Consider the following 9,380-nt stretch of genomic DNA (forward strand, 5'->3'; position numbering starts at 1 on the left):
GCTCGCCGGCGGCACCCGCTCGGCCGCCGCCCGTCCCGCCCTCACCCGCCTCCTCGTCCGCGCCGAGGTCGCCGTCGCCGCCCCCGCCGACACAGACCCCGCCCGGCTGCGCGCCGCGGCCCGCTCGCTGCGCGGCACCGGCCCCCTCCCGAACGACGGCGGGCGGTCCGTCCCCGAGCCCGACGCCGCGGACACCCCCGTGGAGCGGCTGTGGCACCGGCTGGCCCCGCTCGTCCCCCTCGCCGCCCGCACCGCCCTCGGCTGCGCCCTCGCCGGATACGCCTCCCTCGCCCTCGGCATCGGCCGCCCGTACTGGGCTCTCGTCACCGCCGCCGCCCTCTACCAGGCCAATCTCGCCCTCACCTGGAGCCGGAGCGTCCAGCGCGTCGTCGGCAACCTCGCCGGCGTCCTCGTCTTCGCCGCCGTCGCCCCGCTCGCCCACCTCGGGCAGGCCGCCCTCGTGCTGTGCTGTCTCGCCTTCAGCTTCGGCGCCGAGGCGCTGATCAGCCGCAACTACTGGCTCGGCAGCGTGTGCGTGACCCCGATGGCCCTGCTCATCACCGAGTTCGGCGGCTACCAGAACCCCAGCGACCTGGTCACCGAACGGATCGTGGACACCCTCGTAGGCGCGCTGGTCGGCCTGGTGGCCGCCGTCGCCGTCACCAACCGGCGTGCGGGCACCCGCCTCACCGGCGCCCTCGCCGCCACCGAACGCGCCCGGGAGCGCGCCGCCCGCCTGCTCGCCGAGCCACAGCCGGCCCCCGGCGCCCTGGAGAGCGCCCGCCGCGCCCTCGCCGCCGCACTGGTCGAACTGCGCGTCACGGCCGACGCCGCATCCGGCGAGTGGGGGCAGCGCACGCCGTCCGCCGACCGGGTCGACCGCGTCGAGCAGGCCGGACACCGTACCCTCGCCGAGACGGTACGCCGCCAGGGCCTGCACCTGGACCGGCGAGCGGACGACGCGACGACGGAGGAAGTACGGCCATGACGGCGACGAAACGGCGGCCCGGTACGGACGAGAGCCGGGAGGCCGCGCGGGCCGACACCGTGGCCGCCGTCGTACGGCAGTGGCAGGCCGTGCACCCGGATCTCGACACCGGGCCCATGGAGATCATCGGCCGGGTCAACCGCTGTGCCGCGCTGCTCCAGCAGGCCGAGGACGCCCCGCTGCGCCGGGCCGGACTCAGCCGCCCCGAGTTCGACCTGCTGGGCGCGCTGCGCCGCACCGGCCATGAGCTGACACCAGGCGACCTGTCCCGGGAGACGTTCTCCTCGGGCGCCGCCGTCACCAAGCGGCTCAAGCAGCTCACCGAGCGCGGCCTGGTCGAACGGCGCGGCGACGCCCGGGACCGCCGGGTCACCCACATCCGCCTCACGGACGCGGGCCGCGAACTGGTCGACGGCATCCTGCCCGAGCAGCTCGCCTACGAGACCGCCGTACTGTCCGGGCTGGGGGCGCCACAGCAGTCGAACCTCGCCGCCCTCCTCGGCGAACTGCTCGGCCAGCTGGAGGGCCGCTTGGGCGCGTTGCGCAGCTGACCGCCCGGCCGCGCGCCTCGCGGGACGGAGAGCCCGCCCGGCGGGGCGACACACGGCACCGCCGTCACGGGCGCCCGGTCCGGCGGGGTGAGGCATGGGACCGCCGGGTCACCGGTGCCGGCCTCACGGACGCCGGCCGCGAGTTGCTTGGACGCGCTGCGTGGCTGAGTGGCGGGGCGCGCTCCGCGTCATGGGCTGGTCCGGCGGGGCGAGGTCTGGGGCCGCCGGGTCATCGGTGTCGGCCTCACGGGCGCCGGCCGCGAGTTGCCTGGACGCGCTGAGCGGTTGAGCGGCCGGACGCGCACTCCGCGGCGAGCAGCCCGTCCGGCGCGGCGGCACCCGGGACCGCCGGATCACCGGTGTCCGCCTCACAGGCGCCGGCCGCGAACCGCCCGGTCGCGCCGCGCGGCTGCGTGGCCGGACGCGCGCCCGCCACGGGACGGCCCGTCCGGCTCCCAGCACCCCTCACGGCCCTCATCTCCGCCTCACGGACGCCGCCCGCCGGCCGGTCGACGGCATCCCGCCGTCACAGGACGTCGTGCACGGTGCGCCGGTGGCTGGAGCGGCGGTCGTCGATGTCCGTCCATCGGTCGCCGTAGACGGTGCGGGTGACGCCTGGGTCGCGGAGGAACTCGTGCGGGAAGCCCAGCGGTACGGCGCTCACCTCGTCGAGCCGGGCGACGGCGTCCGCGTCCAGCCGTACGTCGGCCGCGGCCAGATTGTCGGCGAGCTGGCTCTCCCTGGTCGCCGCGACGATGGGCACCACGTTGCCCGGCCGGCCCAGCAGCCAGGCCAGCGCCACCTGCGCCGGGCTCCAGCCGCCCTGTTCGGCGATCTCCACGACGGCGTCGACCACCGCCTCCTCGCGCGGATCGGCCGCCGCGCCCGACGCGCCGAGCCGGCCCGTCCCGCCCCGCCGGTACTTGCCGGTGAGCTTGCCGGCCGCCAGCGGCGACCAGGCCAGCACGGCCTGGTCGAAGGCCCGCGCCTGCGGCAGCAGTTCGCGCTCCGGGGTGCGTTCCAGCAGGTTGTACCGCAGCTGGGAGCCCGCGAACGCGGTCCAGCCGCGCAGCTCGGCCAGCGTGCACGCCTGGGCGATCTCCCACGCCGGCCAGTCCGACACCCCGAGGTAGAGCACCTTGCCGGTCCGTACGAGGTCGTCGAGGGCGCGCATCACCTCCTCGACGGGGGTGAAGTTGTCCCGGGCGTGCACCCACAGCACGTCCAGCCGGTCGGTGCGCAGCCGCGCCAGGCTCGCCTCCACCGACTGCACCAGGTTCTTGCGGTGGTTCCCGGCGGAGTTGACATCGCCCTCGCGGGTCACGCAGGTGTACTTGCTGGCCAGCACGAACGCGTCGCGCCGCCCCTCCAGCACCTGGCCGAGGATCCGCTCCGAGGCGCCGCCCGCGTAGATGTCGGCGGTGTCGATGAAGTTGCCCCCGGCGTCCGCGTAGGCGTCGACGATCCGGGCGCTGGTGTCCTTGTCGGAGCCGTGGTCGAGGCCGTCGCCCATCACCATCGCACCGAGGCTGAGCTCGCTGACCCGCAGACCGGTCCTGCCGAACAGTGTGTACCGCACGTAGCTTTCCCTCCGCAGCAGTTCGTGCGGTCGACGCTAGGGCCTGGAGAGCGCTCCAGGGCAAGTCCCGGGGCCGCGGGTCAACGCTCGTCGCCGGCCCGGTAGACGCCGAACACCGCCCCCTGCGGATCCCGCAGCACCGCGATCCGCGGCCCGTCGGGCAGCGACGTCGGCTCCATCAGCACGGTGCCGTCCGCCTCGGTCGCCGTCGCCGCGGAGTCGTCCACATCGGCGACCGCGAAGTACGGCAGCCAGTGCGGGGGCACCTCGTGCGGGAACTTGTCGTCCATCGTGACCATGCCGCCGAAGTCGGCGCCGTCCACGCCCCACTGCGGATAGCGGTCGGATGCGCCGACGGTCCAGCCGAACACCGTGGTGTAGAAGGTCTTCGCCCGTGCCGGGTCCCGGGTCAGCAGCTCCACCCAGCCGAGCGAGCCCGGCGCGTTGAGCACGCCGGCGCCCGGGAAGGCCCGCGCCTGCCACAGCTGGAAGGCCGCGCCGCCCGGATCCAGGGCCACCACGAAACGGCCCACGTCGAACACGTCCATGGGCCCGACCAGGACCTTCCCGCCGGCCTCCTCGATCAGCCGGGCGGTGACGTCGGCGTCGGCCACGGCGAACGACACGTTCCACGCCACCGGCTGCGACTCCTGGTACAGCGGGGCGAGCGCCGCGACCGCCGCGCCGGCGAGATGCGCGACGGTGTACCCGCCCGCCTCCTGCCGGGGATCCGTCTCGGCCGCCCAGCCGAACAGCCGCCCGTAGAACTCCTTGGCCGCCTCCAGATCGCTGGTGCCCAGCTCGGTCCAGCAGGGCCCACCGACGACCGGCGCGTCGAGCTTCATGGCGTTCCTCCCGCCGCGTCTCCTGCCGTCCCCCTGCCAGCACGCTAGCCCCGGGACCGGAGGGCGGCCATCCGGAGCCAGGCGGCGGCCGGCCCGCGGTGACCTGCCCGCCGGGTCTCAGATGCCGGGCCGGTAGCGGAGGGGATGGTCCGCGGGGACCTCCACCAGGACGATCGGAGTGCCGTCCGGGTCCGCGATCCACATCTCGACCAGGCCCCACGGCTCCTTCACCGGCGGCCGGACGATCTCCACCCCCTGCCCGCTCAGTTCCTCGTGCGCGGCGCGCGCGTCGGCGACCTGGAGCCAGAGCCGCACGGCGGGGGAGGGCGGGGTGTCGGAGCGCCCGGACAGTTCGAGGAAGCCGCCGCCGAGGAAGTAGACGGTGCCGCGTTCCGGCCCGGTCCCGAACTCGCGGTAGACGGCGAGGCCCAGCTGCTCGCCGTAGAAGGTCCGGGAACGCTCGGGGTCCTGGGGGCGCAGCAGGATTCGGCTGCCGAGTACATGCACCATGCACGGGAGCCTAGCGGCGGGGATACCCTCGTCCCTGCCCGAGCCGCGCCGAGAATCGGAGACGCACCTGATGGAGACCGCGACCACCGGACTGACCTTCCGCGACGCGACGGACGCCGACGTGGAGCCGTTGGTCGCGCTGATCGAGTCGGCGTACCGCGGGGATGCCAGCCGGGCCGGCTGGACCACCGAGGCGGACATCCTCGAAGGACAGCGGACCGATCCCGAGGGCGTGCTGGGCGTGATCGAGTCGCCCGACAGCCGGCTGCTCACGGTGGAGCGGGACGGCACCCTGGTCGCCTGCTGCCAGCTGGAACACCGCGGGGACTACGCCTACTTCGGCATGTTCGCGGTGAGCCCGGCGCTCCAGGGCGGCGGGCTGGGCAAGGTCATCATCGCGGAGGCGGAGCGCCAGGCCCGCGCGACGTGGGGCGTGCGGGAGATGCACATGACCGTGATCTCCGTACGCGAGGACCTGATCGCCTGGTACGAGCGGCGCGGCTACCGCCGTACCGGACGGATGTCCCCGTTCCCGTACGGCGACGAGCGCTTCGGCATCCCGCGGCGCCCCGACCTCCAGTTCGAGCTGCTGGTCAAGCCGCTGGTGTGAGCCTCACGCGGTGAACCGGCCGGTGCGCTTGATGCCGGGCAGGTCGGTCGTGGCGCCGTCCAGTTCCAGGGCCCGGACCAGCCGCAGGTGCTCCTGCGAGTTCACCACCCAGCCGATGATCCGCAGATCGGCCTCGCGGGCCCGCTCGACGACCTCCAGGGTCAGCCGGCGGATGTTGAGGCAGACCGTCGCGGCACCGGCCCGCACCGCGCGGTCCACGACGTCGGTGCCGTAGCGGCTGGCGATCAGGGCGGTGCGCACGCCGGGCAGCAGCCGGGCCGTCTCGGTGATCGCCTCGTCGTGGAACGAGGACACCTCGACGCGCCCCGCGAGGTCCCGCCGCCGGATCACCTCCGCCAGCGCCCGCGCCGCCGCGACGTCCTTGATCTCGGCCTGCAACGGCAGGTCCACCGCGTCCAGGACCTCCTCGAAGACCGGGATCCGCTCGCCCCTGCCCGCGTCCAGGGCGCGCAGCTCGGCGAGGGTCTTGTCGGCGATGGCACCGCTGCCGTCGGTCGTGCGGTCCACCTCGGCGTCGTGCATGACGACGAGGGCGCCGTCCTTGCTCAGATGCAGATCGAGTTCGATGACGTCGAGGCCGGCCTGTTCGGCGGCGACGAAGGAGCGCAGGGTGTTCTCGGGTTCGACACCCATGACTCCGCGGTGACCGATGGTGAGGAAGTTCAAGGTTCGCTCGCTTCCGTCGACGGACAGACCCGCCAGCCTAGTAGCCCCGCCGCGCCTTGTATCCGCACCTGCGTCCGTCCCTGCGCGGCGACCGTCCGATCCGTGTCGGACAGGAAAAAGTTTCGTGACCAAGGGCATGCGCAGGATAATTTCCCGCCACCCCCTCTTGCTGGAAGAACCGCATATGCATACGGTGTCCATACGCAAGGTTCTCCAGCGGAGGATGGGACATGACGGAAATTCTTGTGCAGGTGGGTTCGGAGGGGCAGGTTCCTCCGGTGGCCAGGGTGGTGGAGCACCCGGCATGGCCCGTGCTCAAGGATGCCGTGGAGCGGATCCGGCCATGGCAGTCCAAGGACGGATCGATCGACTTCGAGGCCGACGGCGCTCCGGACCGCGCGGAGGCCGAGGCCGCCGTACGGCAGGTCGCCGAGGCCGTCGAGACGCTGTCCCCGCTGCTGCCGCACGACGCCGCCTACCACCAGGCCCTCGTGCGCGACCTGCGTCGCTGGGCCGACGGCGGCTTCGAGGTGCCGGACTTCCTCGACTCCCTGCTGGCCTTCCAGCCCGCGCGCAGCCGCGCCGACGGCCTCCAGCACCTGGTCGTCTTCCCGATGTACACGCAGAACGGCAACCCCGACCGCAACCTCGAAGCGGTCGTGCTGCGCATGGTCTGGCCGGACTGGCTGGCCGAGCTGGAGCGCACCCGCTACGACAACCCGCTGTTCTGCGGCATCAAGTTCGAGGACTTCACGGCCGGCTACGACACCCATTCCGCCGTCCTGTTCCCCGAGACCATCGCCGTGCGCGAGGCCCCGGAGCGGTTCACCTGGGGCGGCATCTTCTGCGACCGCGAGGCCGCCCGCTTCCGCCGGGTGACCGCCGCCGCCGTCGACATCCTGGGTCTGGAACTGCCCGAGGACATCGCCGCGATGGTCCACGACCAGAAGCGCTGCGAAGAGGCCTTCGTGCTGTGGGACATGGTCCACGACCGCACCCACAGCCACGGCGACCTGCCCTTCGACCCGTTCATGATCAAGCAGCGCCAGCCGTTCTGGATGTACGGCCTGGAGGAGCTGCGCTGCGACCTCACCGCCTTCAAGGAGGCCGTGAAGCTGGAGGCCGACGGCGTCCCGCAGGCCCGTGACGTGCAGTACGCGGTCCTCTTCGACCGCATGTTCCGCTTCCCGGTCTCCGGCGAGCGGGTCCGCAACTACGACGGCCTGGGCGGGCAGCTGCTCTTCGCCTACCTGCACAAGCACGACGTCGTCCGCTGGACCGACAACAAGCTCTTCATCGACTGGCAGCGCGCCCCGCAGGTCACCAACCAGCTGTGCGCCGAGATCGAGAAGCTCTACCGCGACGGCATCGACCGCCCCAAGCTCGTGCACTGGTTCGCCGGCTACGAACTGGTCTCCGCCTACCTCGCCCCGCACCCCGGCTCCAAGTGGGCCAAGGGCCCGGACGCCCTGGACCTCAGCCTGCCGCCGCGCAAGCTCGTCGATGACGTGCTTCCCGACGAGTTTCCGCTGAGCATGTTCTATGAGGCACTGTCGAAGAAGCTGAAGAACGTGATCGCCTCGGCCAAGGGCATCACGGCCGACAGCGCCGAGCGGATCGCCGCGTGAGCGACCGCGAGACCACTGCTCAGGAGGCGAGGAACATGACGGGGAACGGTGCTCTCAGCGGTGCGGTGATCGCGGTCGCCGGAGCGGGCGGACCGGCCGGGCGGGCGGCGCTGCTGCGCCTCGCGGAGGCCGGCGCCACGGTCGTCGGCGCCGACAACGACCCGGAGCGGCTGGCCGAGGCCGTGGACGCGGCGCGGTACGCCTCCGGCGGCGCCACCGTCACCGGCGAGACGGTCGACCTGCTCGACCTGGACGCCACACGCGACTGGGCCACCCGCACCGAGAAGGAGTTCGGCCGAGTCGACGGCCTGGTCCATCTCGTCGGCGGCTGGCGGGGCAGCGAGACCTTCACCAAGACGAGCCTGGACGACTGGGACTTCCTGGAGCTGCTGCTCATCCGCACCGTCCAGCACACCTCGCTCGCCTTCCACGAGGCGCTCCAGCGCAGCGACCGCGGCCGGTACGTGCTGATCAGCGCCGCCGGTGCCAGCAAGCCGACCGCGGGCAACGCCGCCTACGCCGCCGGCAAGGCCGCCGCCGAGGCCTGGACGCTCGCCATGGCCGACTACTTCCGCAAGGCCGGGGGTGAGCAGGGGCCGACCTCGGCTGCTGCGATCCTGGTGGTGAAGGCGTTGGTGCACGAGGCGATGCGCGCCGAGCGGCCCAACGCGAAGTTTGCGGGCTTCACGGACGTCGACGACCTCGCCGAGGCCATCGTCGACGTCTGGTCCAAGCCCGCCGCGGAAGTGAACGGAAACCGTCTGTGGCTGACCGAGAAGCCGTGAACCCTCCCAGGACCGACGCGCGTCGTCATCACGACCCCGAGGTCCGCGGTTTCGCCAGTGACAACTACGCCGGAGCCCACCCCGAGGTGATGGCCGCCCTGGCCCTGGCCAACGGCGGCCACCAGGTCGCGTACGGCGAGGACGACTACACCGCCAACCTCCAGCGGATCATCCGCAGCCACTTCGGAGCCTCGGCGGAGGCGTTCCCGGTCTTCAACGGCACGGGCGCCAACGTCGTCGCGCTCCAGGCGGTCACCGACCGCTGGGGTGCGGTGATCTGCGCGGAGAGCGCGCACATCAACGTCGACGAGGGCGGTGCCCCGGAGCGCATGGGCGGCCTGAAGCTGCTCACCGTGCCCACCCCGGACGGCAAGCTCACCCCCGAGCTGATCGACCGGCAGGCCTGGGGCTGGGACGACGAGCACCGGGCGATGCCGCAGGTCGTCTCGATCACCCAGAGCACCGAACTGGGCACCCTGTACACGCCCGACGAGATCCGCGCGATCTGCGACCACGCCCACGCGCACGGCATGAAGGTCCACCTCGACGGTTCCCGGATAGCCAACGCGGCGGCCTCGCTGAACGTCCCGATGCGGACGTTCACCAACGCCGTCGGCGTCGACATCCTGTCCCTGGGCGGGACGAAGAACGGCGCGCTGTTCGGCGAGGCCGTCGTCGTCCTCAACCAGGACGCCGTGCGCCGGATGAAGCATCTGCGCAAGCTGTCCATGCAGCTCGCCTCCAAGATGCGGTTCGTCTCGGTGCAGCTGGAGGCGCTGCTCGCCAAGGACCTGTGGCTGCGCAACGCCCGCCACTCCAACGAGATGGCCCAGCGCCTCGCCGAGGGCGTGCGGGCGGTGCACGGGGTGGAGATCCTCTACCCGGTGCAGGCCAACGGCGTCTTCGCCAAGCTCCCGCACGACGTGAGCGAGCGCCTGCAGAAGCGCTTCCGCTTCTACTTCTGGGACGAGGCGGCCGGCGTCGTGCGCTGGATGTGCGCCTTCGACACCACCGAGGACGACGTGGACGCCTTCGTCGCGGCGCTCAAGGAGGAGATGGCCCGCTGAGGGCCGGCCCACACACCCGTGAAGCGGCGGGCCCCCGCCGGGGCGGCGCGTTGAAACTAGCCCCAGAAAATTAAGATAATGAAAAAGAGGTTTTTTTGGAGGTGTTGAAAGTAAAAATAACAAAAGAACA

Annotated in this window: 10 protein-coding genes; 6 read left to right on the plus strand and 4 right to left on the minus strand. The window is 72.4% G+C overall.

The window, feature by feature from the left end; translation table 11 throughout:
* Positions 1–988, plus strand: a 988-nt coding sequence (locus tag ABT232_RS38030; RefSeq protein ID WP_351849311.1) for an FUSC family protein, incomplete at its 5' end; no start/stop codon positions are given.
* Positions 985–1,539 carry a MarR family winged helix-turn-helix transcriptional regulator gene (locus ABT232_RS38035; RefSeq protein ID WP_351849314.1) on the plus strand — a complete coding sequence of 185 codons (555 nt, stop codon included), beginning with the start codon at positions 985–987 and terminating at the stop codon, positions 1,537–1,539. The genes ABT232_RS38030 and ABT232_RS38035, both read left to right, overlap by 4 nt.
* Positions 1,540–2,065: 526 nt before the next feature.
* On the opposite strand, the gene ABT232_RS38040 is transcribed toward ABT232_RS38035, so the two are convergent.
* The 3 genes from ABT232_RS38040 to ABT232_RS38050 form a co-directional block, all read right to left on the minus strand.
* Complete coding sequence (locus tag ABT232_RS38040) at positions 2,066–3,118, minus strand: aldo/keto reductase (RefSeq protein ID WP_351849316.1); 1,053 nt, start codon at positions 3,116–3,118, stop codon at positions 2,066–2,068.
* Positions 3,119–3,198: 80 nt separating this feature from the next.
* A complete protein-coding gene (locus ABT232_RS38045; protein WP_351849319.1) occupies positions 3,199–3,963 on the minus strand; it encodes a VOC family protein in 765 nt (254 codons plus the stop codon).
* A 117-nt stretch (positions 3,964–4,080) separates the two neighbouring features.
* Complete coding sequence (locus ABT232_RS38050; RefSeq protein WP_351849321.1) at positions 4,081–4,473, minus strand: VOC family protein; 393 nt, start codon at positions 4,471–4,473, stop codon at positions 4,081–4,083.
* Between the two features lie 70 nt (positions 4,474–4,543).
* On the opposite strand from ABT232_RS38050, the gene ABT232_RS38055 reads away from it, so the two are divergent.
* On the plus strand, positions 4,544–5,083 hold the full coding sequence (locus ABT232_RS38055; RefSeq protein ID WP_351849323.1) for a GNAT family N-acetyltransferase: 540 nt from the start codon (positions 4,544–4,546) through the stop codon (positions 5,081–5,083).
* Between the two features lie 3 nt (positions 5,084–5,086).
* Here the strand turns inward: ABT232_RS38055 and ABT232_RS38060 are convergent, their stop codons facing one another.
* Positions 5,087–5,770: a glycerophosphodiester phosphodiesterase gene (locus tag ABT232_RS38060; protein ID WP_351849326.1), complete on the minus strand. Its 684-nt coding sequence runs from the start codon at positions 5,768–5,770 to the stop codon at positions 5,087–5,089.
* Positions 5,771–6,000: 230 nt separating this feature from the next.
* On the opposite strand from ABT232_RS38060, the gene ABT232_RS38065 reads away from it, so the two are divergent.
* The 3 genes from ABT232_RS38065 to ABT232_RS38075 are packed head-to-tail and all read left to right on the plus strand — an operon-like array spanning position 6,001 to position 9,250.
* A complete protein-coding gene (locus tag ABT232_RS38065; protein ID WP_351849329.1) occupies positions 6,001–7,398 on the plus strand; it encodes a DUF6421 family protein in 1,398 nt (465 codons plus the stop codon).
* A 35-nt stretch (positions 7,399–7,433) separates the two neighbouring features.
* Positions 7,434–8,183, plus strand: coding sequence for an SDR family NAD(P)-dependent oxidoreductase (locus tag ABT232_RS38070; RefSeq protein ID WP_351849331.1), 750 nt, complete (start codon positions 7,434–7,436; stop codon positions 8,181–8,183).
* Positions 8,180–9,250 (plus strand): threonine aldolase family protein, encoded by a 1,071-nt coding sequence (locus tag ABT232_RS38075; RefSeq protein WP_351849333.1) that lies wholly within the window; start codon positions 8,180–8,182, stop codon positions 9,248–9,250. Before ABT232_RS38070 ends, ABT232_RS38075 begins: the two co-directional genes overlap by 4 nt.
* The last annotated feature ends 130 nt before the right edge of the window (positions 9,251–9,380 follow it).

This window comes from Streptomyces sp. NPDC001532 (assembly GCF_040298625.1).
In the GTDB taxonomy this organism is placed as follows: Bacteria; Actinomycetota; Actinomycetes; order Streptomycetales; family Streptomycetaceae; genus Streptomyces.

What these genes read in the sequence shown, in the direction of transcription:
- ABT232_RS38035 (WP_351849314.1), top strand. Translation starts at nt 985, where the DNA reads ATGACGGCGACGAAACGGCGGCCCGGTACGGACGAGAGCCGGGAGGCC.
- ABT232_RS38045 (WP_351849319.1), bottom strand. Translation starts at nt 3,963, where the DNA reads ATGAAGCTCGACGCGCCGGTCGTCGGTGGGCCCTGCTGGACCGAGCTG.
- ABT232_RS38050 (WP_351849321.1), bottom strand. Translation starts at nt 4,473, where the DNA reads ATGGTGCATGTACTCGGCAGCCGAATCCTGCTGCGCCCCCAGGACCCC.
- ABT232_RS38055 (WP_351849323.1), top strand. Translation starts at nt 4,544, where the DNA reads ATGGAGACCGCGACCACCGGACTGACCTTCCGCGACGCGACGGACGCC.
- ABT232_RS38065 (WP_351849329.1), top strand. Translation starts at nt 6,001, where the DNA reads ATGACGGAAATTCTTGTGCAGGTGGGTTCGGAGGGGCAGGTTCCTCCG.
- ABT232_RS38070 (WP_351849331.1), top strand. Translation starts at nt 7,434, where the DNA reads ATGACGGGGAACGGTGCTCTCAGCGGTGCGGTGATCGCGGTCGCCGGA.